This is a genomic window from Spirosoma pulveris, from assembly GCF_054781875.1.
In genome coordinates this window covers 391,115-414,860 of sequence record NZ_BAAGTO010000005.1, presented here as the reverse complement: position 1 = coordinate 414,860, position 23,746 = coordinate 391,115, and the positions used below count along the sequence as shown (strand labels likewise).

Genomic DNA, 23,746 nt, shown 5'->3' with positions numbered 1-23,746 from the left:
TTTGTTACCACTATCCGTTACTTTTACTAAAAACCAGCCCTTACCTACCGCTTTCGCGAACAGGTAAATTGCCGAATGGATTTTTTACCACCTGCTATAACCAATTATTCCGACGCCCATACCTCGCCTGAAAGTGAGCTGCTTCAACGGCTCAACCGCAATACCCATGCGCATATTATGGCTCCCCGCATGTTGTCAGGCCATATTCAGGGACGTTTTCTGTCGATGATTTCGTGGATGATTCGCCCCCAGCGTATTCTGGAAATTGGTACCTATACGGGCTATTCAGCCCTATGTCTGGCCGAAGGGTTAACAGAAGATGGCCTGCTTATTACGATCGACCAGAACGAGGAACTTGAAGACTTTGCCCGGTCGTACTGGCAGCAATCACCGCTGAACGCTAAAATTGACTTTCGACTCGGGCGGGCCGTGGATATACTGCCAACCTTTACCGAAACGTTTGACCTTGTGTTCATTGACGCCGACAAACGCAATCTGTCGACCTATTTTGATCAGATTATTGATCAGGTAAGGCCTGGCGGGTTTATTCTGGCCGATAATGTTCTATGGAGTGGCAAGGTTGTTGAACCGGTGAAACCATCTGATTTAGATACACTTGCCGTGCTGGCCTTTAACCAGAAGGTCCATGATGATCCGCGTGTGGAGAATGTGCTGCTGCCCGTACGAGACGGGATTATGATGCTTAGAAAACGAAATTGATTTTCCGGATAACGATGAATAGACTGACTTCTTCCTTAACTTTTTTCTTTGCTCTGGTAAGTCTGATCGCATCAGCGCAGTCTTTATCGGTTCCTACGGTGCCGGAGCAGGTAACCTTTGCCGACATTACCGTGCGGCTGGACCCCGATGCCCGGCGTATTGTGCAGCAGGATGTCAATGCCCTGTTTGCCAATCGGCAATACTGGACGGCTAAACTTGATCGGGTTGTGCTGTACTTCCCGGTAATCGAGTCGATTCTGATTGATGAAGACGTACCAACGGATTTCAAATACCTTGCCGTTCAGGAGAGTTCATTAACGCCCGATGCTGTTTCTTCATCGACGGCGGTAGGCTACTGGCAGTTCAAACGCGAAACCGCCATCGACAATGGTATGCGCGTAGATGAAGAAATTGACGAGCGTAAAAGCATCACGAGTTCAACCCACGGTGCCGCCAAGTACCTCAAAAAAAATAACACCCAGTTCAACAACTGGGTGGCCTCACTCTACTCATACTATCTGGGAGCCGGTGGTATCTCAAAACTGGTTCCGCCCGAATGGTCCTACGCGCGTGAGGTAGCGCTGGATGGACGTACCGATCGGTATATTCTGCGCTTCTTTGCCCATAAAGTCGCCATAGAAAATGCATTGAAGTCCCACCAGACCAGCAACCGCTTTGCGCTCATTGAGTATCCGGGCGGGGGCGGCAAATCAATGAAAGCCATTGCCGAAGAGCTGGGTGTCGATGAGTTTGAATTGCGCAAATACAACCGGTGGGTACTGGGCGAAGGTGTTCCAACCGATAAAGAGTATGTGGTGGCCATTCCGGTTGCCAGCGACCAGATCAATGATATCCGGCAGAAAATTGTTAGTGTGAGTTCGAAAAAAACACCGGCCTTTGTTCAGAATGATGTTGGCTTTCCGGTGCTGCGTCGGGTTACAACGGGCCTCAGTAGTAAGAATGATCCAATCTTATACGAAATAAATGGCTTACCGGGTATCCAGGCCCAGGCTGGCGACAGCCCCGGAACGCTGGCCAGGAAGGCTAAAATCAGCCTGTCGAGCTTTCTGCGTTATAACGACATGGGCGATCTGGATCAGGTTATCGTCAATGACGTGTATTATCTGGCCAAGAAGCGTAAAAAAGCGCTGGTTCCGTTTCATACCGTTCGCGAGGACGAAACAACGCGTAGTATTTCTCAACGCTATGGTATTCGTTTGAAAAAATTGTTGCGCTATAACCGCCTTGACCGGGTACAAAAACTGGCCGTAGGCCGGGTAATGTGGCTCCGCGAACGGCGGCCCGCCAACAAGCCTATCGAAATAATCAATTCACCAACGCCACCTGTTTACGACCGTACACCGACGCCCGCAACCAGGCAGGATGTGGCATCTGCTTCATCGGGCGGTGCAGCCCGGCCTGTTACGGGCAGTGATGGCGTACCCCGTAACGCATCGGAACGAAAGCTATATCAGCCCAAACTAGTGGACGGAGGCATTACCCCAAACGACGGTACATCCGAACCGGCTACCCCGCAGCGGTCGGAGCCGCAACGGCCGTCTATTCAGCCATCCGGCAACCCGAGCCAGACAATGTCCCCGGGGCGGCCGGTGGTCACCACTCCTCCGCCATCCCGCTCGGAGAGTAGCGACGGCTCCCAACGGGTTGTTATTGTCAGAACGCCGGAAGGACCGGAGCCTACGAAGGCTATACCGGTTGCCACGACACCCGAGCGGGAAAAAACGGGCAACACGCCGGTTGTAACAACGCCAAAACCCGTGCAGACGTACGCGGCCAAACCCAGCTCAAAACCGGCGCCAGTGGCGGATGCTGACATGGGACGTCCCGAAACCGGCAAGTATGAAGGACCTCGTGAACAACAGGCCGATGGGTCATTGACGGTTCCGGGGGCGGTAGCCACAACGAAAGCGCCACCTCGTCCGGCCCCTCCGGTAGTCACCAAAACCGAAATGCGACCAACAGCGTCGGATAGAACCGATCCAGAGCCTAAGGAGGCAGCGACACGTTCAGGAATGGGGTCCGTAAACCGGTCGGCCAATATGCACACAGTAGAAGCCGGGCAAACGTATTACAGTATTTCAAAGCAATACGGGATGACAGTTGATGAGCTACTCTCGCTCAACAACCTAACGGCCGAAAACAAACTGGAGGTTGGGCAGAAGCTGGCGCTGAAATCCGCTCCCGGCAGTCGGTCGGTACAATCATCGGCAGCGGATAAGGCATCGTCGGCGGCTGAGTCGCCATCAGGTGTTACGTACCATACCGTTGCAAAAGGAGAAACCATGTTCCGTATTTCGCAAATTTATGGTGTGACCGTTGAACAAATTCAGTCCTGGAATAAACTGACGGATGTGGGCGTAAAAGTGGGCCAGAAGATTAAAATTGTAAAGCCATAACAAACGGAGGTTTTCTGTAGGTAAAAAGCTGTTCCAGCCCGGAGCAGCTTTTTGTTTAATGAGCAGGACATCATCAAAATTTGCCGGTCAACCTGTATCTTTACGTATATGATACTCATTGACAATACATGCATTAGCGACGATGTCGCCGAAAAGTTCTTTGTCTGTAACTTAGATAAATGTAAAGGAGCCTGCTGCGTTGAAGGCGATATGGGAGCGCCCCTGGAAGGCGACGAACCGGCTATTTTAGATCGTATTTACGAGGACGTAAAACCTTATTTGTCCCCCGAAGGCATTCGGGTCATTGAGCAAAAGGGTGGCTACGAGTCCGACCACGATGGTGGTTTTGTGACCAGTACTGTGGGTGGCCGGGAGTGTGTGTATGCTACCTGGAACAAACAGGGTATTCTGAAGTGCGGTATTGAAGAAGCCTATAACGATGGGAAAGTGGATTGGAAGAAACCCATCTCGTGCCATCTTTACCCGATTCGTATTACTAAATATGAGTCTTTTCATGCGCTTAACTACGACCGTTGGCCTATCTGTAGCCCCGCCTGTGGTTTTGGCGAACAATTGAATGTACCCATTTACAAGTTTGTTCGCGAAGCACTCATCCGGGCTTATGGCGAAGAATGGTACGGTCGGTTATCAAAGGCCATTGAAGAGAAGGGAAGCGCCGAATAAACCGGTTTCTGCTCTCATAGTCATGTAGTAGTTACCGCTGTGGTGGCACTGACGTACGTACGTATCGCTTGGTCCGCAAATCTTTGTCATGAATAGGCTGGGTAAAGTACTCTTTGAGGAGCAGATCAATAAACTGAGTTACGCTGTTGAGAATTAGCGTTTCGTCGACCTGCCCCGGCTCAACCGTATGTAAATCCGCCAGAGTCAGCGCGCGGGTTTCAGGGCTATTCAGCGTGGTGTAATACGTCACGTAAATAGAGACGAGACTGTTGTAAGCCAGCCGGAAAGTTAGTGCAGCCAGCTCCTGCTCCTGGTCATCATTAATTCTGAGCTGAACAGAATCGGCATTGACTTCGTGAACATGCCAGTTTATATCAGCGCCCGATTGAACTTGGTTTAATGTGGCTTCCAGCAGGGGGCGTGTCTTTTTTTGCCAGTAGAAATGATTACTCTGTACTTTTTCCAGGGCCTCCTGTAAGGTTTGGGCTCTTCGAAGAACTTGTTCAAAAGTCGTCATGGGTCTAGTTGCTAAGGACTTGACCAAGGTACTCATTTCTGCTGCTTTTGATGCCCCGTTTACTAGACTTGTCTTAGCAACTAATTTTCCATGGATTTGAATTTGCTGCTATTTGTTATCTGCACGGTATTACACCAATTTTGATATTAGCAAACTAGCTCGTGGGGTATGCCGGAACAGCGTGATTATTTTGAGGAAGTTTATGAGATAGTACGGCAGGTGCCAAAGGGACGCGTAACCACCTACGGGACCATTGCACATTACCTGAGTTTAAGAGCCGGTGCCCGCATGGTGGGCTGGGCCATGAATGGATGCCACAACCGCCCCGATGTTCCCGCACATCGGGTTGTCAACCGAATTGGGGTGTTATCGGGAAAGCATTTCTTTGGCGGACCAACCGTTATGCAGCAGCTGCTGGAAGATGAAGGCGTACAGGTTGAAGATGACCGAGTGGTCGATTTTAAGAAGCTCCTCTGGGACCCCGCCGTGGAACTGGCTCTATAACAAGCTTAAATACAACATTACAACGTCTGGTTTTTATGTTCAACAGCCTCAGCCAGCGCCATAATTACTGTCTGTAATTCCTGCTTTAATAGCGGATCAATAAGGTCTCCGCTGGGAGCCAGCCTGCTTTTGATAAAGGGCACAATGAGCGATGCTTTTTCGGGCAGTTGGGCCATCAATATACCGAGGGTATACGTTAGTGACGCATGAGCTCGTGAACCGCCCAGGTCCGACGGTCCCGCACTGATAACGCCGACGAGTTTATGGACAAACTCACCCGATGAGGCCAGCCAGTCCAGCATGTTTTTTAGTACACCGGGCATTCCATGAATGTACTCGGGCGTACAGATTAGTACGGCATCGGCTGCCTGGAGGAGGGTTCTAAGCTTCGTAAGGGCTTCCGGAACGACCTCTTTGTCCCGTTCCGGACTGAAATGGGGGAGGTCATCGAGGGTTTCATACAGCGTGACGGTTACATAAGTTGGAGCTAATGCAACCATGGCCTGTAACAGCGCTGTATTGGTTGAGCCAGCGCGTAGACTGCCCGATATTGCCAGAAAGTTCATACCCGCTGTCGTCTATAGTTACCGCAACACCTTCGTAATCTCGTTTAGTTTCTCCATTTTCTGCACGAAATCACCTTTTAGCTGGTTTCGGATAGCGGTCAGGTTATCGAGCGTTTCCTGCAAACTGTCGGGCAGAATCTCCTCCAACACTTCCCGGAATCGTTTGGCAAAGGTGGGCGATTTACCATTGGTGGAAATAGCAATCTTTAGATCCCCCTTTTTAACGACTGAACTCAGGTAGAAATCGCACAGATCGGGGGTGTCGGCTACGTTGACCAGAATTCGATGGGTTTTGCAGTCGGTTTGCACCAGCCGGTTAACGGCTTTATCGTTCGTGCCAACGATAACGAGGTCTTTGTTCGATAAATACAGACTATGATAGGGCTCCTGGATGAGTTCCAGCTTAGGATACCGGGTTGCCATCTCCCGAATTTCTTCCCGAATTTCAGGAGCGAGTAACGTAACACGGGCCTCGGGCGAGTTGCCGAGCAGGGCTGTGAGTTTCTCCAATCCAACATAGCCTCCGCCCACAATCAATATGTGCAGATTCTCAGCTTTAACGAAAATTGGGAAGAGGGTGTTCATGGGAATAAGTGGCAGTTTATCAAGCAATAAGTGGTAAGCGATCAACTGGTAGGTTGTTCATTGACAAACTTACCACTTGTTCACTTACCACTTGCTGCTTTTTCGCGCACTAGCTGGCAGCTTGGCGCTTAATTAGAACTTAAACCCAAGGTTCACGCCCAGAATTCGACGTTTGCTGTTACCGCTGGTCAACACATCGGCAAAACCGTAATGGTAAACAAAATCGAGCATGATCGGACCCGCATCGAAACCCAGGTTAGCCAGCCCGTTAACTGTAGCCGCCTGAAAATCGGCGTTGCCTAAGTTAAAGTCGTTTTTGTCGGTGCTGAGTGGCGTTGCGTATTCCGCACCTAACGCCAGTCGAATGCCCGATACACCCCGGTCAGACTGAGCCAGCTTAACGCCGATGTAAGCCGGAATGTGCAGGTAACGTTGGTCGATGTTACCCGTAATGTCACTGACGCCCGTTACCTGACCATCGCCCGCCTTAAAAAACTGCGAACTGGAGGCCAGGTATTCAGCGCCAACCTGTCCGTAAACCCGGCCACCGCCCCGTACCAGGAAACCCAGCTGATAACCCAGTCGGCCAGTCAGGCCTTGACCATTCACCGTTTCTCCTTCAAAACGGGTTGAGTTGGCACCGCCATAAACGCCGAATGTAAAGTGTTTGTAGTTTTCACGACGTTCCTGACGCTCACTAACAATCTGGTTGCGCATACCGTCTTCAAATCCTTCGTCGTAAGCTTTACTTAGGTCGCGCTCGTCGTACATCTCGCGTCGGCTGTCGCCCCGCCGGTCTTCATAGCGGTTATTATATCTTGGCTCTTCCTGCTCACGACGGTTATATTCACGGCGTTCGTCGAATCTGTCTTCCAGACGTCTGTCGTCCCGGCGTTCGTCCCGACGGGATGGCCGGTCGTAGCGATCATATTGGTCGTATCGGTCGTTGTACGAGTTTTGCTGGCCAAACACCAGACTGGTGCTGCACATACCTGCCGCAAGCAGGATCGATTTCGTTAACGTTTTCATAACTTATCAAGTTGAGTATATAGGTCTACAACCGTTCACAATCGGTAATGTTTGTAAAAATGAGGAAGGAAGAATTGTGTAAAATTAGCTAAGTGGCTAATGGTCAGTAGCTTATTGGAAAGGAAATAAGGCAATATCTAAAATATTTTTATCGCTACTTTTGGGACTTTAGCGACAAAAAGCCGCCCTCGTTGGAGGGCGGCCTTTACTTGGCAAAGCAGTAAGATTAGAACTTGAAACCTACGCTAGCACTCAGGATACGACGTGCCGACCCCGCGAAACCCGTCGATATAGATGAGTTGTTGGTTGGGTTTTTGATCGAATCGCTCAAGCCATAGTGGTAAGTCAGGTCGATAAGCAGGGGACCGATGTCAAAGCCAAGCTGGCCAAGACCGTTGAACGTACCGCTTTTAATCTCTGAGTTCGTCAGGTTGAAGTTACCGCTGTTCGAATTGATCCGGTTGGCATATTCAAGACCAACCTGCAGACGAATTGCCGAAATGCCACGATCCGATTCAAGCAGTTTATAACCGATGTAAACCGGGATCTGTACGTACTGGATGTTGATCTGATCCTGAATCTGCGAAGGCGTTGCACCATCACCACGGGTGAAATAGTTCGAGCTGGAAGCAAAATACTCAGCACCCAACTGACCGAACAAACGGCCACCACCCCGTACGAAGAAACCAGCCTGATAACCGATACGACCCGAAATGTCGCCACCTGTTGTTTCGCCTTTCAATTTTGTCGAGTTAAGACCAGCGTAAACACCGAAAACGAAGTTTTTGTAATCTTTCGTCGCTTTTACACGGTCCGGGCTATCCGTTGTGGTGTAGGTTGACGTCGTTGTGGTTGTGCCATCGGTAGCTGGAGCACTGTTGGTCGAATACGTGCTGTTTGGCGTCGTAGTCGTGTTGTTCATCGACCCGTTGCTCATCGAATTCGTACTGTTGCTCATGGAGTTTGAGCTGTTGTTCATCGAATTCGTGCTGTCCGTTGTCACCGGTGAGGTGTACGTTGGATTCGTTGTTGTACTGGTTGTAGAGTACGAGTTGGTTGTAGTCTGGGCATTTGCGATGCCGATACCACATAGGCAGACTGCCAGAATGGAGAATTGACGTTTCATGATTTTTGTTTGATACGTTGAGTTAGACAAAAAAAGGGCGTAATCAAGATTACACCCCATTAACAGACGGTTATCAGACAATGTTTAGAACTATTCCAATTCCTCAAAAAATTTAATATCTCAGATACTGCCTGAAACCACTTCTTTTAATAAACTGACTTAGTCGTTTTAATAAGCTTAATTAATCCTTACGCATCGCTTTAAAAGCGTTCATCAATCCGTTTGTCGAACTGTCGTGTGTACTGACCGGTGCATCGTCCTGAAGTTCGGGCAAGATGCGGCTCGCCAACTGTTTGCCCAGTTCAACACCCCATTGATCGAAGCTGAAAATGTCCCATATAACGCCCTGGACGAAGATTTTGTGTTCGTACATGGCAATCAGGCTGCCCAGCGTTCGGGGTGTCAGCTTCTTGAACAAAATAGAGTTTGTCGGCCGGTTTCCGGAAAACATTTTGAACGGAGACAGGAAATTTACTTCCTCGTCGCTCTTGCCCGCTTTACGCAGTTCGTCGGCGGCTTCGGCCTCTGTTTTGCCATTCATCAGGGCTTCGGTCTGGGCAAAATAATTGGCCATTAAAATTTTGTGATGTTCGCCAATTGGCCGTTGGCTTATGGCCGGAGCCAGAAAGTCGCACGGAATAAGCTTCGTCCCCTGGTGGATAAGCTGGTAAAACGCGTGCTGCCCATTCGTGCCGGGCTCCCCCCAGATGATCGGCCCGGTCTGATAATCGACCGGATTGCCGTCACGATCCACCGATTTGCCGTTACTTTCCATGTCGCCCTGCTGGAAATAAGCCGCGAACCGGTGCATGTATTGATCGTAGGGGAGGATGGCTTCGGTCTGCGCGCCGAAGAAATTATTGTACCAGATGCCCACCAATGCCAGAATGACGGGTAGGTTCTGGTCGAGTGGGGTGTCCTGGAGGTGCTTATCCATGGCGTGGGCACCCTCCAGCAATTCTTCGAACTTGTCGAAACCAATGTACAGCGCAATGGATAGTCCGATGGCAGACCAGAGCGAATACCGACCGCCGACCCAGTCCCAGAACCCGAACATGTTGTCGGGGTTGATGCCGAATTTCTCTACATCCTTTTTATTGGTCGAGAGGGCCGCAAAATGTTTGGCAATGGCCGCTTCGTCTTTGGCCGTATCCAGGAACCACTGCCGGGCCGTTTGGGCATTGGTCATGGTTTCCTGCGTGGTGAAGGTTTTTGAGGCAATCAGGAACAGCGTGGTTTCGGGCCGGACCGTTTGCAGCGTTTCGTAGATATGAACGCCATCTACGTTCGAAACGAAGTGAACGCGCAGCTTTTTGTCATCGCCGTATGGTTTCAGGGCTTCAGTTACCATGACCGGACCGAGGTCAGAACCGCCGATGCCGATGTTTACGACGTCCGTAATGGCCTCGCCGGTATAGCCTTTCCATTCGCCGGACCGGATTTGCTCCGTAAACGACTTCATGTGTGCCAGCACCTCATTCACATCAGGCATAACGTCCATGCCATCCACCAGAATGGGGGTGTTCGACCGGTTTCTCAGGGCAATGTGCAACACCGCGCGGTCTTCTGTCCGGTTGATCTTATCGCCCGAAACCATCTTGCCAATCGCATCGGTCAGGCCCGCCTGCTCGGCCAGTTGCAGCAGCAGGGTAAGGGTTTCGGCGGTGATGCGGTTCTTGGAAAAATCGAGCAGGATGTCTTCGAACTGGCGGGTAAACGTGGCGAACCGATTCGGATCATCGGCGAACAGATCCCGGAGATGACGGTCTTTCAAACGCTCATAATGTGCCTGAAGCTGTGTATAAGCTGGTAAGTCGGTAAATCGATGGTTGGCGAGCATACGTTTCTGGTTTGCGATAATTGGATTCGGCTTTTGGTGTCAGGATAGTGCTGTCAGCTTGAAGAATCGCACGGGCGACCCGGCAAACAGCACGACAAGTTTAACAGGCCTAAAAGAAATCAGACAAAGAAGACCTTAGTCCACCGAAAACCGAAAACTGAATACTGTAAACTAAGAACTGTGGCCTGTTTAACTTGTCGGCGCGAATATCGACAATCCCGGCAATCTTTTTTCCTCTATTTTTACGCTTCTTTTCCTACGGGAGAGATTAGTTGACGCATATTATTACGTGGCTTGATGAATCAAAAACTCTTTTATTCGTTCGTACTGGTCGTTATAGGGGCCTTGCTGTTTATCCCGTTTCTGGGGGGCGTCCGCCTGTTCGACTGGGACGAGATAAATTTTGCTGAATGTGCCCGCGAAATGATCGCACTCGGTGATTATCTGCATGTTCATATAGATTTCAAACCGTTCTACGAAAAGCCACCGCTGTTTTTCTGGCTTCAATCGGCCATGATGAACCTGTTTGGCGTCAGTGAGTTTGCGGCCCGGTTGCCGAATGCTATTTGTGGGATTATCACGCTGGTTTATCTTTATAATCTTGGACAGAAACTGCATGGCCATCGCTTCGGCTGGCTGTGGGCGCTGGCTTATCTGGGCTCTGTAACGCCCCATCTTTATTTTCGGTCCGGCATCATCGACCCATTTTTCAATCTGTTCATCTTCGTCGGGCTGGTTAACCTGATTTTTGCTTCCTGGAAGCGTGAGCGGCTGGGGGGAGCCATGACCGTACCCAAAGCAGAATGGTCCTATATTGTGCTGGGTGGCTTTGTGCTGGGGCTGGGCATACTCACTAAGGGCCCCGTGGCTTACCTGATTGTTTGCCTGGTGCTGCTGGTCTACTGGATGCTGAGCCGATTTCGGTGGTTTATTTCACCCCTGCAATTTCTGGTGTTTTCCATCGCGGCTTCGTTCGTGTCGTTGATGTGGTACGGACTCGATATTTATCTGCACGGCCCGGCGCTGGTGCAAAAATTCCTGGCCTATAATTTTCGACTGTTCAGCACGCCCGATGCGGGCCATGTGGGTTTCCCGGCCTATCACATCATCATTCTGTTAGTTGGCTGCTTTCCAGCCTCCATTTTTGGCATCCGGGCGTTTGGCTCACTGTTCATTGAGCGCAATTACCAGCGTGAATTTCGGAAATGGATGCTGATCCTGTTTTGGGTGGTGCTGGTTCTGTTCAGCATTGTCCAGTCTAAAATTGTCCACTATTCCTCACTCTGCTACTTCCCACTGACCTACTTTGCCGCCCTGACGCTCTCGCAACTGGAAGAACGTAAAATTCGGTTCAACAACTGGATGCGGGCGGGCCTGATTATCGTAGGCGGTGTTTATGTGGTGGCTATTGTAGGGTTACCCATACTGGCCCATCATATGGATATTGTGAAAGCCTATGCCGATCAGGACGCTTTTACTCAGGGCAATCTCAATGCCAACGTTCACTGGACGGGCTGGGAAGTACTACCGGGAATATGGCTGCTTGTTGTTCTGGTTCTGGCTTTCATGCTGTTCAATCAACGCGAAACCGGACGTGCTGCCGTAACGCTTTTTGGTGGAATGGCTGTCTTTATCACCCTGACGCTCTGGTTTTTCATTGGCCGGATCGAAGGTATTTCGCAGGATGCGGCCATGCGCTTCTTCGAGCGGGCACAGGGCCAGAACGTGTACGTTAGAACATATGGCTACCATAGCTACGGCCCTTATTTCTACACGCAGAAACCACCCGTTACAAACAAAAACTATTACAATGATGAGTGGCTGCTACGCGGGCGGATCGATAAAGATGTGCTGTTCATTCGCAAAGCCAGTGAAGAGCCAACTCTGCTCGATTCACTGCCTGATATTCGCAAAACGGGCGAAGAAAACGGCTTTGTCTTTTATCAGCGTAAAGCGAAATGATTCTTGTGCCAGGATTACAGCTAAACTGACGTTCGAATACATTGGGAGCTTTTCAACCGGTACTACATACTCCCCTTTGGCAAGCTTTTAAAACCGTTACCCCGGCCGGGCAGTTATAGGAGGCATGGCTACCTCAACGACGTTCGTCCACCAATCGGCAGTGTATAAAACTGGCTTCCGGCCTTTACTGGCACAACTTTTTATTACTTTATTCATTTTTGGCCTGGCCGCCTGTAACCGTAGCGGTCAGTCGGATGCGGGTGCGAAAAAACGCATGCAGGTATCGGTAGGCGAGATCAAAGAAGTCTCCCTGCCTAATCGCGGAGATGCCGGATCGGAGTTGATCGGCACTTCCGATAATCAGGAAGTGGTGGAAGTTTCCCGGCGTCAACTGGCTCCTGCCGTCGATACGCTTAATCGGGCAAATGCCGGCCCAACGGTTTTTCAGATCAAAGGCGTTACCGTGGGAACGGCAAACGTTACCTTTGCCACCAGACCCATGACGGCTTCCGGCAACGGGCAAACAATCCGAACCTATGTGGTGCAGGTAACGGCGAAGTGATCGCGGAACTGTTCTGACTCACTGTTATGTAGATTTGCCCCAACTCCTCGCTCGTACTTGCAAGCTGGCGTTGGGGCAAATCCGTTTTCTTATCTTCTATAAATTCATTCCACCCGAAACCTCAATACGCTGGGCATTTATCCAGCGGGCTTCATCCGTACAGAGAAAGGCCACCACACCGCCAATGTCATCAGGAAGGCCTACGCGGCCTAGCGCTGTAACGCCGGCAATGTGCTTGTTCAGGGCCGGATTGTCCCGAACGGTGCCCCCGCCAAAATCCGTCTCGATGGCTCCCGGTGCTACCGTGTTGACCGCAATACCCCGGCCCCCCAGTTCCTTCGCCAGATACATGGTGAGTGTTTCGATGCCCCCTTTCATCGTGGCATAGACAGCCGCACCAGGTGTTGTAAAGCGAGCCAGACCTGTAGAAATATTGATGATGCGCCCCCCGTCGTTGAGCCGCGGCAGTGACTTCTGCGTCAGGAAGAATACACCCTTCAGGTGAATGTTCATCAGATCGTCAAAATCCTCCTCCGTTGTTTCGACAATGGATGTGCGGCCTGCTGTTCCGGCATTGTTGATCAGGAAGTCGAAGTGGTCGGTGTCAAAAGTAGAAGCAAGTGTATGGGTCAATTGGCCCAGGAATGTATCGAAGGTCTTCACGTCGCCGGCATTCAGTTGAAGGGCAGCCGCTTTCTGTCCCATCTGTTCAATCTGGGCAACAACGGCCTTTGCTTCGTCCTGTTTGCTGTGATAGGTCAGGATGACATCGATTCCTTTTTTAGCCAGACTCAGGGCCATGTTCTTACCTAACCCCCGGCTTCCACCCGTAACCAGGGCAATTTTTGTGCGGGTTGACATTGCTATGTTTTCCATCAGTTGTTTATGTTTTTTGATGGAACAAAGGTCGGCTGGAAGGGGAGGAGTGTGTTTGCGAACATCAATCCGATCGTTGCAAAATTCAAATCAGGTGTCTTACGCCCGAAAGGCAACCGGCGAAAGAGACGTCTGCTTTCTAAAGAAATTTGAGAAGTGAGCCACCTCTTCGAACCCCAGGCTATAAGCTATCTCCGACACGTTCCAGTCGGTCTGTTTCAGCAAAATCTTGGCTTCCTGAACAATTCGGCTGCTGATGATGTCGGTAGTGGTTTTGCCCGTATTCTCCTTTAATACTTTGTTGAGGTGGTTCACATGGACGGCTAGCCGGTCGGCATAGTCCTTTGCCGTACGCAGACTTAGCTTTTGCTGTGGCGATTCAATGGGAAATTGCCGTTCCAGTAGTTCGATGAACAGGGAAGAAACGCGGGCCGAAGCCGTGTGCGTTGGATAGAGTGAGGTGGCTGGCTGGAGCTTTTGCCCGTAATGAATTAGTTCGAGAACATAGTTACGCAGCAAGTCGTATTTGTAGGCGTAATCGGATGCCATCTCCTTCTCCATCTTGCGGAATATATAGCCAATGTCGTCCGCATCCGTAAGCTGGAAAACGGGGTAGCCGCCCGGCTTGAAAATGGGCAGTTCATCGAGAACAACTCCGCTCTTACTTTGAATTAAAAACGCGTCGGTGAAGATGCAAAAGTGCCCGGTCGGGTTCGAATCCTGCGGCACATAATGGTAGGGGACTTTGGGTGTGGCAAACAGGAGCGCATTTTTCTCGATGTCGATCACCTTATCGGCATATTCTGCCCGATTTCGGCCGCTGATCAGGCTGATTTTGTAATACGCCCTCCGGTTGTAGGGCATAGCGGGATTTTTCTGAAGCCGTTTGGTTAGCTCCACCATGCTGAACACATTGAAGTGACCAATCTCCCGGTTGATTCCGTCGGGCAGAAGTTCCCGGACATCCTGGCCGATACCACTGGTAAGCTGCTGATAAAACTGGTCAACGGTTGTCGTGTTCATGGAGAGGGCGTTTGCGGAATTCAAATATAAGGGCTGAAAACTTTAGAAGAATAAACACAGAAACATACAGTACAGAGAACGTATTCTACCTTTCTATGTTCTTTATGTTTCTGTGTTTATTCACGTTGTTTGATTACGCCCAGAACGTAAATTTTTTCTTCGTGAAAATGGACTTTGGGATCATGGCATGTACCCCCAGCGTCTGATCAACCACCTGACTCACCTCAAAGTCGACGGCAGTGCTGGCAATGGACAGGGCTTCGTTGAACGTAAAACCCAGTTCATTCTGTATAAAGGCACAGGCTTCTGAAAGGGCATTTTTCATCGCTTTGTTCAGGTCCTTGTCTAGGCCAACGGCGATGAAGTGCGTGGGCGTTTCGGCGCGGGGCTGTTTCGAAGTTTTTCCTTTGTGAACGATAAATTTGACGGTCAGGTTGATGGCCGTCTCGATGGCCACGCCACTTACTTCGCCATTGCCTTGCGCTCCGTGTCCGTCGCCGGTGGTAAATAAGCCGCCGGGTACAGAAACAGGTAAGAACAGGGTTGTGCCCTTTGTTAGGTGTTTAATATCCAGATTGCCGCCAAAAAAATTAGGGGGTATCGAACTCTGGCGACCCATCTCGGCCGGTGGTGACAGCGCCATAACGCCCATAAAGGGCTTTAACGGAACCTCGACACCTTCTTTCAAAAGGGCTACTTTTCGTTTCGTGTCGTACCGATACACAAAGGTCTCTCGGGTTTTCACTTCATCGGGAATGCCGCCCCCACCGGGCCATACGCTGTTGACGCCAAAGGGAGCCGGAAAGGTTAAATCGAGAATACGGATTTCGAGCGTGTCGCCGGGCTGCGCTCCGTCGATGTAAACAGGTCCGGTCAACATATGCCCCCGAATACCCGATGGTTCGGGCTTCACGTTTTTCAGGATGGCGATCACCTCCTGTGCGTGCTGGTCGAGGGGGAGGTTATTTTTAGTGTAAAACTCTTCGGGGTTGGTCCGGCTTACCCCCGATGGGTTGACGGTTTGAATTTCGACCACATCGCCGTCTTTTACTTTATAAACTGGCGGCACATCGGCGCCAAAATAGCCCCAAACCATATTTTCGGGTAGAGACCTAACCACATGATCGGGCTTGATGGCGACAACCGTTTTTGCTGTTGGGGTTGTCGAGGGCGATAACGGGTCGAGCAATGTGGCGGTCAGGCCCCCTGTGGAAAGAAGAGCTAAACTGCTTTGGCTGCTCTTACGTAAAAAACTTCGTCGGGATGTTTTCATCAGTCGGTCCGCCGAAGCGGTTAGAGAATTATGATTAGCTTGAAGAATGAACGTAGTAAGATAAGAAATCGAAAACCATTTGCTTGCCGAATGGGCATTTTTACATTGAGTACCTTTGTTCTGTCCTGAACAACCGGCTTATTCTACCAGTTAGGTTTCCGAATTAACCCATTTCTCTGTGTCTGTACCACCCGTTTCTGCGACCACGTCATCGTTGCCCAACAAATGGATTATCCTGGGTACGGTCATGTTCGGCACGTTCATGTCTACCCTTGATAGCAGCATCGTGAATATTGCCCTGCCCACCATCCGTCGGGAGCTGAATGCGGGCGATAGTGTCGAATGGATTGTACTGTGCTATTTGCTCACCACAACCAGTACCCTGCTCATTATGGGGAAGCTGTCCGATTGGGTAGGACGTCGGCAGCTATACATTACCGGTTTTTGCGTATTTGTCTTCGGATCGTTGCTTTGCGGGCTGGCCTGGAATTTATGGTCGCTGGTGGGGTTTCGGGTGGTTCAGGGGCTGGGAGCATCCATGATTTATGCCATTGGACCGGCTATTATCAGCGATGCGTTCTCCTCGAAGGAGCGGGGTCAGGCCATGGGACTCATGGGTTCGGTCGTGGCTGCGGGCTCCAGCGCCGGCCCCGTTATTGGCGGTCTTTTACTGGGTAAGTTTGGCTGGGCGAGTATCTTTTTTGTAAACGTACCCATTGGTTTGCTCGCCATATGGCGAGCCTGGACTATTCTACCCGAAAGCCCTAAAGTGACCAATCAGCGTTTTGATCTGGTGGGAGCGGGGCTCTTTCTGGTGGGTGTAACGACGTTACTCACCGCTATTGAGTTTGGCCCGGAGCCTCGTTATGGCTGGGATAATCCACTCGTTATCGGGCTACTCTCCATTGGGGCTATGCTGCTGGTCGCGTTCCTTTTCTGGGAGATGCGGGTAAGCGACCCTATGCTGCGGCTAAGTCTGTTTCGGGTTCGGCCGTTCACGATGGCTATTCTGGCGGCTTTCTGCGGCTTTCTGGCGTCAGGCGGAAATCTGTTCGTTATTCCCTTCTTTCTCCAACAACTCCTCAAATTAACACCGGAACGGGCCGGGCTGGTGCTGTTGGCCGGGCCGCTGACGTTAAGTGTGGTTGCACCACTGGGCGGTTATTTGTCCAGTCGGGTCAGTACGCGCTGGTTGTCGAGCTTCGGATTGCTGATTACAGCCAGCGGCTATTTTGCTTTCTCCTTTCTGAATACGAGTTGGGATTGGCAGGATGTTGTCTGGCGGAGTGCATTGGTTAGCTTAGGGTTTGGCCTGTTTCAGTCGCCCAACAGCAGCAGCGCTCTTAATGCGGCTCCGCTGGATCAGCGCGGCATTGCCAGCAGCATGATTGCCTTTATGCGTAACCTGGGGTTTGTGGTCGGTATCGCCCTCGCAGCTGCCGTCTGGTACAGCACCCGGAACCGATATGCGCTGGCAAATGGTGTAACGCCCGAACAAACGAATGCCCAACTGCTGGGCATGCATTACGCTTATCTGGTCATGGCCGGACTGGTCCTTACCGGGGCAATCATCTCTTTCTCAAGGGGAAGAAATTAGTAGTATTAGGAGTGAGGAGTTAGGCGCCATCCGGCAGCAAAAACATGCCGGTCCGCCGGTGCGGTCATCCTCCTAACTTCTCGCTCCTAATATTATTACTGCCCCTTACCGCTTCGGTCCGATGGAATCGTAAATGACCACTTTCTCCCAGAGATGGGCATAATTGTTTCGGAAGTCGTCGTGGATAGGGTGCTTCTGATAGGCTTCTTCATCGGCGGCACTATCGAAAAAACACAGCCATGAATAGGTGTACTTGCGTTCGATAACATCGCGGGTTGTACCGGCGGGCGTACCAATGTGTACCATTTTGATTGTCGGGCATTTCGCCAATTTATTCAGCCCTTCCAGCAGCTTTGCCTTATCGGCTTCGTTGCCTGCGTTTTTCAGATAAAAGAAAACATGGTGAACGAACATCTCTTTCGGTGCGATTTCAACAGTTGGTAAGCTCGCAGTTAGTCCGGCGGCAACGGTATTTTTAACAAAGTTTCTTCTGGATTGCTCTTTCATGAGGTTGTTTGACGGTTGGTAGTTCAAGGAAGGGTTCCCTTCTGCCAGCAAAATTGTCAATGAAATTCCCATCCGGCAAATCCTGACCGAAATCTGCTTGTATGGTACTCGTTAAGCGGATAGGGTTTACCTATAAGCGTTCAGAAGTACCCTGTTCTTTGGCCCGTTTAGTTGTCTGATTAAACTTTTTAATCGAAAAAAAGTCAATAGAATGCATTCGCTGGCAGATGAACCTGCTGCGAATGGCTAAACCATTCAACGTATGAAATACATAACGAGTCTATTTTTGATGCTGACCCTGGCTTCGGGAGTAAGCCGGGCGCAGTCAGAGTCGAGCCCCAGCGTGATGCAGGCGCTCATGCAGGCCGCTACATCGGCTACTTTATCAGATGCCCAGGTCGTCGAACTGTCGCGGGAGTCGATCAAAGAGATGGATGCTAAAAATCCAGTCGCTGCCGCCAACGACCCCTATACCCTTCGGCTCAACAAAATTGTTAGTCGGCACAAAACTATAGGCGGACTACCACTTAATTATAAAGTGTATAAAGTGCCCGATGTGAATGCGTTTGCCACCGCCGATGGTAGCGTTCGGGTATTTAAAGGCCTCATGGATATCATGACCGATGAGGAGTTGTTAGCCATTATGGGACACGAAATTGGCCACGTGATCAACCACGACTCGCGCGATGCCATGAAAAGCTCTCTCAATCGGTCGGCCATCCGAAATCTCTTTGGATCAACATCGGGCGCAATAGGGAAATTGTCCCGTTCGCAACTGGGCGCTGCCGCCGATTACCTGCTGGGGGCGAAATTCAGTCGTAACCAGGAAACCGAAGCTGATGATTATAGCTACGACTTCCTGAAAAAGAATGGCTACAATGTTATGGCGCTGGCTACCTCGTTCGAGAAGCTCGCTAAACAGAGTGGTGGTGGGCAGGGCGGTAAAGTAGCCGCCATCGTCTCGACTCACCCCGACAGTGCGAGCCGGGCTCAACGTGTAAGGGATCGCGCAAAACGGGACGGGTTAGCGCGGTAGGAAAGGTCAATTGACGGACTGATAGCCGTCATGCAGGAAGTAGGGTGTGGGATTTATCTTGCCGTCTGATGGCCAATAAATCCCGCACCCTACTCTATGTATACATCTGTCTGTCGTTCACTGGCACTTGCTTTTAGTAGTGTTTTACTCGCTTCCGCAACGGCTCTTGCCCAGCCGGTATGGACCTTTAGACTGATCGTGGCCGTTGAAAAACAAACGGCAGCGTATTACGAGAAAACCTTATCGAAGCCAATAGGGGAGATTGTCAGGGAGCAGATAGCAACCGTCAACAAAAACTTCAACAGCTCGTCTGCGTTTAAGGGTATCTATGCCTTTCGGGCCGATTCAATCTATGTATTCAGTGGATCGGTGGGGGAGGTGGTTTTTAGATCACAGCCAGCGTATGATTACAGTATCGTTATTAATGGCTTTTCGGATAACCAGATTGGTGGAGGGTGGTATGGGGAATACCGGACCATCTACCACAGCTGGCCATGGAACTATTTCGACGGCCCGTTTGCCGGGACCGCTACTGACGGATTGACCCACGAGTTTGGACATGCACGGGGCGCTATTGACATATATGGGCTGCGGGTGGAGGGGAAAAATAATCCGGTCAATCTGGAAACGTTCGAGCCAGTGAACTCCATTATGAATTATCCCTATGGCAACATAACCTGGGACGAACACACGACGAATCTGTTGAACACTACGGGCGGACAGCCTGTAGAAGGCGAAAAATACATCACCGATGCCTTTCCGGATACAATGGGCATACAGGTGGTTGATGCACAGGGGCGACCCCTCAAGAATACGGTCCTGACGGTCTATCCCGTCAATTGGTTTTCCTATTCTGTTACAAACACGCCCATCCTGACAGCGAAAACGACGGATAACGGCAGGTTTCAGTTTTCATCAAACCCGTATCAGCCGGATACAAAAGACTACCCATGGCATATTCGCTACTGTAATTTCCTGGTTAAAGCTGTCCTCAATTCCGACACTGTTTATACGTGGATCCCGTTGTATGATGTACAGAACGCTTACTTCAAGAAGGGCAGCAAGGCCGCTTATAACGCTCAGGTTGTCTTTCCTGTTTCGCCAGCGGCCATAAAAATAGGCAGTCTCAGTGTCGGGACGGGCTTTTGTGCGGGGAGTGTACTGGTTGTACCTTTTGCCTCCAATGGGTCTTTTGAGAAAGACAATGTATTTACGCTTCAGTTGTCTGATGCAGCCGGGAGTTTTACGAACCCAACCACCCTCGGACGTGCCATCGGCGATACTGTATCGGCTGTTAGCGGGACCCTGCCGTTTGCCGCAGGCACCCGTTACCGGCTCAGAATCAGTAGTAGTAACCCGGTTGTTTTCAGTGGTGAAGTACCCGTAATTATCAAATCAGCTCCAGCGGCCCCGGAGGTGCAGTCGCTAACTGTCTGTCAGTATTCTGTTCCTCCTGCCTTGCAGGCTACCGGGTTCAACCTTCGTTGGTATACCGGTAGTCCGAACGGAGCCGGAACAACGGTGGCTCCAAGTGTCAATACTGAACGGGCTGGAAAAATAAACTACTTTGTTACTCAGACAGGTAATGGATGTGAAGGGCCCAGGGCAACGCTGGAAGTTGATGTTCGCCCGCTGGCAACAGCTACGATAACGGGTAGCCAGACGATTCTTCAGGGACAACCGGCCTCTCTGTTGGTCACTCTCTCCGGTGATGGTCCCTGGTCGTTTGCTTACCGGGATAGTACTGCGGCCGGGCCGGGTACCGTGCAGACGATTCAGACCAGCGTCTCCTCCTATACGCTATCGGTCAAACCAGTACAATCAACGGCCTATCACTTAACCCGCGTTAGCAATGGCTGTGGAGATGGTGTACTTGCCGGAAGTGCTGTTGTGGTGGCGGTTATACCGTTGCTGGCCATAGAGGAACCCCTGGAGGCTCTGGTCATTTATCCGGTTCCGACAGCGGCTACCCTGACGGTTCAGATACCGGGGCTCTCGCCGAAGAAGTCAGCAACGCTACGTCTAACTACCGAAACAGGGACACTAATGATGCAACGGGAAGCAACCAACGAATGCTTAACCATAAATATTGGTACATATCCTGCCGGTACGTATGTGCTGCATGTGTATGTTGGTAGTCGTGTAGTATCGAAACGGATTCTAAAGCTGTGAGGGGATAAGAGGTTATTTGGTGGCTAGTCCTCAAACCAGCCGCCATCAAACAACGCCAAAAACCAGAAAGCCCGGCCACTTCGCAGCGACCGGGCTTTCCTATCTATCTGTCAATTACTTACAATTCAATCTCAGCGTCCAGGTTGGTGAAGGCAATCTCGCCGTCGTGGTTCAACTCCATCAGCACAACGGAGTCTTTCTTAACCTCGCCCGAGAGGATACTCTTCGACAACTCGTTGAGGATTCGGCGCTGGAGAACCCGTTTCAGCGGGCGGGCACCAAACTGCGGGTCGAACCCTTCCTCGCCAAGTTTGTTGAGCGCTTCGTCGGTCGCATCGAGCTGGATGCCGTTCTCGGCCAGTCGCTGCTTGATCTGACGGAATTGAATGTCGACAATCTTGCGGATGTTGGCTTTGGTCAGCGGCTCGAACATCACAATTTCATCAATCCGGTTCAGGAACTCGGGGCGGATGGTTTGTTTCAGCAACTCCATCACCGCCGATTTGGCTTCTTCCAGCACCAGCGTGTGGTTCCAGCCTTCATCTTCAGCAAACTTCTCCTGAATCAGGTGGCTGCCGATGTTCGAGGTCATGATGATGATCGTGTTTTTGAAGTTAGCCACACGGCCTTTGTTGTCGGTCAGGCGGCCTTCGTCGAGCACTTGGAGCAGAATGTTCCAGACATCTGGGTGCGCTTTTTCAATCTCGTCGAGGAGCACCACCGAGTAGGGCTTCCGGCGAACGGCTTCGGTCAGCTGACCGCCTTCGTCATAACCTACATAGCCCGGAGGGGCACCAATCAGCCGACTGACGGCGTGGCGTTCCTGGTACTCCGACATATCGATACGGACCAGCGCGTTCTCATCGTTGAACAGGTATTCGGCCAGCGTCCGGGCTACTTCAGTCTTACCGACACCGGTTGTGCCGAGGAAGATAAACGAACCGATTGGCCGTTTGGGGTCCTGCATACCGGCCCGGCTCCGACGAACGGCATCGGCCACAACTTCAATGGCTTCTGCCTGTCCGGCTACGCGTTTGCCCAGTTCTTTTTCCAGATTGAGCAGTTTCTCGCGGTCGCTTTGGAGCATTTTTGATACGGGGATGCCGGTCCACTTGGCAACCACTTCAGCAATATCCTCGGCCGTCACTTCTTCCTGCATCATCCGGTCCGACGAATCGCTATCATGTCCTTCTTTCGAGAGCGAATTCAGCTTGTTCTCGATTTCGGGAATACGACCGTAGCGAATTTCGGCTACTTTGCCGTAGTCACCGGCGCGTTCGGCCTGTTCGGCTTCAAAGCGTAACTGATCGAGTTGCTCTTTCAGCGTCCGTCCTTCGTTGACCGATGCTTTCTCGGTTTCCCACCGGGCTTTCAGATCATTCCGTTGTTCACTCAGGTCCTCGATCTGCTTGTTGAGCACGGTTTCCTTTTCCTTGTCGTTTTCGCGACGGATAGCTTCCCGTTCAATCTCCAACTGCATGATCCGACGATTCAGCTCATCAAGTTCTTCGGGTACCGAATCCATTTCGAGACGGAGTTTGGCGGCTGCCTCGTCCATCAGGTCGATGGCTTTGTCGGGTAAAAAACGGTCGGTGATGTACCGGGTCGAGAGTTCAACGGCTGCAATGACGGCATCGTCTTTAATCCGAACACCGTGGTGGAGTTCGTATTTATCCTTGATCCCGCGAAGAATCGATATGGCATCGGCCATATCGGGTTCGTCAACGACAACGGCCTGGAAACGACGTTCAAGGGCTTTATCTTTCTCGATGTATTTCTGGTACTCCTTCAGCGTGGTGGCGCCAATGGTGTGCAGTTCGCCACGCGACAGGGCTGGTTTCAGCAGGTTGGCGGCATCCATAGCGCCTTCGCCACCGGCCCCTGCCCCAACGAGCGTGTGGATCTCGTCGATAAAGAGAATGATCTCGCCATCGGAATCTGTCACTTCTTTGATAACGGCTTTCAGACGTTCCTCGAACTCGCCTTTATACTTGGCACCCGCAATGAGCAGACCCATGTCGAGCGAGACGATGGTTTTGGATTTAAGGTTTTCCGGAACGTCGCCCGATACGATACGCTGAGCGAGTCCTTCTACAATGGCGGTTTTACCGACGCCCGGCTCACCGAGCAGGATCGGGTTATTTTTGGTACGGCGGCTCAGGATTTGCAGCACCCGGCGAATTTCTTCGTCGCGGCCAATTACGGGGTCGATCTTACCCGTCTGGGCGCGTTCATTCAGGTTAATGCTGTACCGCTCCAAAGATTGGTATTTTGCTTCTGCGTTCTGGTCTTTCACCGAATTTCCTTTTCTAAGTTCATTGATAGCCGCTTTCGTCTGTTTCTCATTGAAACCGGCATCTTTCAATAACGTTGCAATTTGGTCTTTACCACTCATTAGTCCCAGCAACATCAACTCGACGCTCACAAATTCGTCGCCGAATTCTTTAGTATAGCTGGTTGCTTTGGCAAAGGCAGCGGCTGTATCGTTGCTTAAATAGACACCATTCTGTTGTCCCCCCGACACTTTTGGATACGTGGTCAGAATAGCCTGTAAAGCTGCCGTCGTATTCTGTAAGTTAACGCCGGTCTTTTTAGCGATGAAACCGACAACGTTTTCATCTTCCGACAGAATCGCCTGGAGCAGGTGTCCTGTTTCAATGGCTTGCTGGCCGTTGCCGAGGGCAATCTCCGATGCCTTCTGCACGACCTCCTGTGCTTTTATGGTGTAATTCTTGAAGTCCATGAGGGTA

At 51.0% G+C, this 23,746-nt stretch carries 20 protein-coding genes; 9 read left to right on the top strand and 11 right to left on the bottom strand.

Going from position 1 to position 23,746, the window contains the following annotated elements:
• Window positions 1–75: 75 nt before the first annotated feature.
• The 3 genes from ACYVJM_RS19585 (at window position 76) to ACYVJM_RS19575 (ending at window position 3,821) form a co-directional block, all read left to right on the top strand.
• Window positions 76–720, top strand: a complete 645-nt coding sequence (locus tag ACYVJM_RS19585; RefSeq protein WP_461149913.1) for an O-methyltransferase — start codon at window positions 76–78, stop codon at window positions 718–720.
• Window positions 721–734: 14 nt separating this feature from the next.
• The gene (locus ACYVJM_RS19580; RefSeq protein WP_461149912.1) at window positions 735–3,137 is read left to right on the top strand and encodes a LysM peptidoglycan-binding domain-containing protein; all 2,403 of its coding nucleotides are present in this window, start codon (window positions 735–737) and stop codon (window positions 3,135–3,137) included.
• Between the two features lie 108 nt (window positions 3,138–3,245).
• Window positions 3,246–3,821: a DUF3109 family protein gene (locus ACYVJM_RS19575; protein WP_461149911.1), complete on the top strand. Its 576-nt coding sequence runs from the start codon at window positions 3,246–3,248 to the stop codon at window positions 3,819–3,821.
• 31 nt (window positions 3,822–3,852) lie between these two features.
• On the opposite strand, the gene ACYVJM_RS19570 is transcribed toward ACYVJM_RS19575, so the two are convergent.
• Window positions 3,853–4,338 carry a hypothetical protein gene (locus tag ACYVJM_RS19570; RefSeq protein WP_461149910.1) on the bottom strand — a complete coding sequence of 162 codons (486 nt, stop codon included), beginning with the start codon at window positions 4,336–4,338 and terminating at the stop codon, window positions 3,853–3,855.
• Window positions 4,339–4,506: 168 nt separating this feature from the next.
• Here ACYVJM_RS19570 and ACYVJM_RS19565 point away from each other — a divergent pair, with 168 nt between their 5' ends.
• Window positions 4,507–4,842: an MGMT family protein gene (locus tag ACYVJM_RS19565; RefSeq protein WP_461149909.1), complete on the top strand. Its 336-nt coding sequence runs from the start codon at window positions 4,507–4,509 to the stop codon at window positions 4,840–4,842.
• Window positions 4,843–4,859: 17 nt separating this feature from the next.
• On the opposite strand, the gene ACYVJM_RS19560 is transcribed toward ACYVJM_RS19565, so the two are convergent.
• From ACYVJM_RS19560 to pgi, 5 genes are all read right to left on the bottom strand, one after another.
• Window positions 4,860–5,408, bottom strand: a complete 549-nt coding sequence (locus ACYVJM_RS19560) for an NADPH-dependent FMN reductase (RefSeq protein ID WP_461149908.1) — start codon at window positions 5,406–5,408, stop codon at window positions 4,860–4,862.
• 18 nt (window positions 5,409–5,426) lie between these two features.
• Entirely contained in the window at window positions 5,427–5,993 is a 567-nt protein-coding gene (locus ACYVJM_RS19555) for a precorrin-2 dehydrogenase/sirohydrochlorin ferrochelatase family protein (RefSeq protein WP_461149907.1), read from the bottom strand.
• Between the two features lie 132 nt (window positions 5,994–6,125).
• Window positions 6,126–7,022, bottom strand: coding sequence for a hypothetical protein (locus ACYVJM_RS19550; protein WP_461149906.1), 897 nt, complete (start codon window positions 7,020–7,022; stop codon window positions 6,126–6,128).
• 226 nt (window positions 7,023–7,248) lie between these two features.
• Window positions 7,249–8,148, bottom strand: coding sequence for a porin family protein (locus tag ACYVJM_RS19545; protein ID WP_461149905.1), 900 nt, complete (start codon window positions 8,146–8,148; stop codon window positions 7,249–7,251).
• Window positions 8,149–8,329: 181 nt separating this feature from the next.
• Window positions 8,330–9,988 (bottom strand): glucose-6-phosphate isomerase, encoded by a 1,659-nt coding sequence (pgi, locus tag ACYVJM_RS19540; RefSeq protein WP_461149904.1) that lies wholly within the window; start codon window positions 9,986–9,988, stop codon window positions 8,330–8,332.
• Between the two features lie 297 nt (window positions 9,989–10,285).
• Between pgi and ACYVJM_RS19535 the strand changes: the two genes are divergently transcribed.
• Window positions 10,286–11,950 carry an ArnT family glycosyltransferase gene (locus tag ACYVJM_RS19535; RefSeq protein ID WP_461149903.1) on the top strand — a complete coding sequence of 555 codons (1,665 nt, stop codon included), beginning with the start codon at window positions 10,286–10,288 and terminating at the stop codon, window positions 11,948–11,950.
• Between the two features lie 124 nt (window positions 11,951–12,074).
• Complete coding sequence (locus ACYVJM_RS19530; protein WP_461149902.1) at window positions 12,075–12,512, top strand: hypothetical protein; 438 nt, start codon at window positions 12,075–12,077, stop codon at window positions 12,510–12,512.
• A 96-nt stretch (window positions 12,513–12,608) separates the two neighbouring features.
• Here the strand turns inward: ACYVJM_RS19530 and ACYVJM_RS19525 are convergent, their stop codons facing one another.
• From ACYVJM_RS19525 to ACYVJM_RS19515, 3 genes are all read right to left on the bottom strand, one after another.
• Window positions 12,609–13,373, bottom strand: a complete 765-nt coding sequence (locus tag ACYVJM_RS19525) for an SDR family oxidoreductase (RefSeq protein ID WP_461149970.1) — start codon at window positions 13,371–13,373, stop codon at window positions 12,609–12,611.
• Window positions 13,374–13,487: 114 nt separating this feature from the next.
• Window positions 13,488–14,411, bottom strand: coding sequence for a helix-turn-helix domain-containing protein (locus ACYVJM_RS19520; protein ID WP_461149901.1), 924 nt, complete (start codon window positions 14,409–14,411; stop codon window positions 13,488–13,490).
• Between the two features lie 133 nt (window positions 14,412–14,544).
• Window positions 14,545–15,684, bottom strand: a complete 1,140-nt coding sequence (locus ACYVJM_RS19515) for an acetamidase/formamidase family protein (RefSeq protein ID WP_461149900.1) — start codon at window positions 15,682–15,684, stop codon at window positions 14,545–14,547.
• Window positions 15,685–15,862: 178 nt separating this feature from the next.
• On the opposite strand from ACYVJM_RS19515, the gene ACYVJM_RS19510 reads away from it, so the two are divergent.
• Window positions 15,863–17,281 carry an MFS transporter gene (locus tag ACYVJM_RS19510; protein ID WP_461149899.1) on the top strand — a complete coding sequence of 473 codons (1,419 nt, stop codon included), beginning with the start codon at window positions 15,863–15,865 and terminating at the stop codon, window positions 17,279–17,281.
• 105 nt (window positions 17,282–17,386) lie between these two features.
• On the opposite strand, the gene ACYVJM_RS19505 is transcribed toward ACYVJM_RS19510, so the two are convergent.
• On the bottom strand, window positions 17,387–17,788 hold the full coding sequence (locus ACYVJM_RS19505; RefSeq protein ID WP_461149898.1) for a Dabb family protein: 402 nt from the start codon (window positions 17,786–17,788) through the stop codon (window positions 17,387–17,389).
• A gap of 262 nt (window positions 17,789–18,050) precedes the next feature.
• Between ACYVJM_RS19505 and ACYVJM_RS19500 the strand changes: the two genes are divergently transcribed.
• Window positions 18,051–18,824 carry a M48 family metallopeptidase gene (locus ACYVJM_RS19500; protein WP_461149897.1) on the top strand — a complete coding sequence of 258 codons (774 nt, stop codon included), beginning with the start codon at window positions 18,051–18,053 and terminating at the stop codon, window positions 18,822–18,824.
• Window positions 18,825–18,920: 96 nt separating this feature from the next.
• On the top strand, window positions 18,921–20,996 hold the full coding sequence (locus ACYVJM_RS19495) for a T9SS type A sorting domain-containing protein (protein WP_461149896.1): 2,076 nt from the start codon (window positions 18,921–18,923) through the stop codon (window positions 20,994–20,996).
• A 118-nt stretch (window positions 20,997–21,114) separates the two neighbouring features.
• Here the strand turns inward: ACYVJM_RS19495 and clpB are convergent, their stop codons facing one another.
• Complete coding sequence (gene clpB, locus ACYVJM_RS19490; protein WP_461149895.1) at window positions 21,115–23,739, bottom strand: ATP-dependent chaperone ClpB; 2,625 nt, start codon at window positions 23,737–23,739, stop codon at window positions 21,115–21,117.
• Window positions 23,740–23,746 lie beyond the last annotated feature (7 nt).

Bases quoted from the DNA above. Each gene is read 5' to 3' on its own strand.
- ACYVJM_RS19570 (WP_461149910.1), bottom strand. From the start codon at position 4,338: ATGACGACTTTTGAACAAGTTCTTCGAAGAGCCCAAACCTTACAGGAG.
- ACYVJM_RS19505 (WP_461149898.1), bottom strand. From the start codon at position 17,788: ATGAAAGAGCAATCCAGAAGAAACTTTGTTAAAAATACCGTTGCCGCC.
- ACYVJM_RS19565 (WP_461149909.1), top strand. From the start codon at position 4,507: ATGCCGGAACAGCGTGATTATTTTGAGGAAGTTTATGAGATAGTACGG.
- ACYVJM_RS19550 (WP_461149906.1), bottom strand. From the start codon at position 7,022: ATGAAAACGTTAACGAAATCGATCCTGCTTGCGGCAGGTATGTGCAGC.
- ACYVJM_RS19585 (WP_461149913.1), top strand. From the start codon at position 76: ATGGATTTTTTACCACCTGCTATAACCAATTATTCCGACGCCCATACC.
- ACYVJM_RS19520 (WP_461149901.1), bottom strand. From the start codon at position 14,411: ATGAACACGACAACCGTTGACCAGTTTTATCAGCAGCTTACCAGTGGT.
- ACYVJM_RS19500 (WP_461149897.1), top strand. From the start codon at position 18,051: ATGAAATACATAACGAGTCTATTTTTGATGCTGACCCTGGCTTCGGGA.
- clpB (WP_461149895.1), bottom strand. From the start codon at position 23,739: ATGGACTTCAAGAATTACACCATAAAAGCACAGGAGGTCGTGCAGAAG.
- ACYVJM_RS19535 (WP_461149903.1), top strand. From the start codon at position 10,286: ATGAATCAAAAACTCTTTTATTCGTTCGTACTGGTCGTTATAGGGGCC.
- ACYVJM_RS19545 (WP_461149905.1), bottom strand. From the start codon at position 8,148: ATGAAACGTCAATTCTCCATTCTGGCAGTCTGCCTATGTGGTATCGGC.
- ACYVJM_RS19495 (WP_461149896.1), top strand. From the start codon at position 18,921: ATGTATACATCTGTCTGTCGTTCACTGGCACTTGCTTTTAGTAGTGTT.
- ACYVJM_RS19515 (WP_461149900.1), bottom strand. From the start codon at position 15,684: ATGAAAACATCCCGACGAAGTTTTTTACGTAAGAGCAGCCAAAGCAGT.
- ACYVJM_RS19560 (WP_461149908.1), bottom strand. From the start codon at position 5,408: ATGAACTTTCTGGCAATATCGGGCAGTCTACGCGCTGGCTCAACCAAT.
- ACYVJM_RS19555 (WP_461149907.1), bottom strand. From the start codon at position 5,993: ATGAACACCCTCTTCCCAATTTTCGTTAAAGCTGAGAATCTGCACATA.
- ACYVJM_RS19575 (WP_461149911.1), top strand. From the start codon at position 3,246: ATGATACTCATTGACAATACATGCATTAGCGACGATGTCGCCGAAAAG.
- pgi (WP_461149904.1), bottom strand. From the start codon at position 9,988: ATGCTCGCCAACCATCGATTTACCGACTTACCAGCTTATACACAGCTT.
- ACYVJM_RS19530 (WP_461149902.1), top strand. From the start codon at position 12,075: ATGGCTACCTCAACGACGTTCGTCCACCAATCGGCAGTGTATAAAACT.
- ACYVJM_RS19525 (WP_461149970.1), bottom strand. From the start codon at position 13,373: ATGTCAACCCGCACAAAAATTGCCCTGGTTACGGGTGGAAGCCGGGGG.
- ACYVJM_RS19580 (WP_461149912.1), top strand. From the start codon at position 735: ATGAATAGACTGACTTCTTCCTTAACTTTTTTCTTTGCTCTGGTAAGT.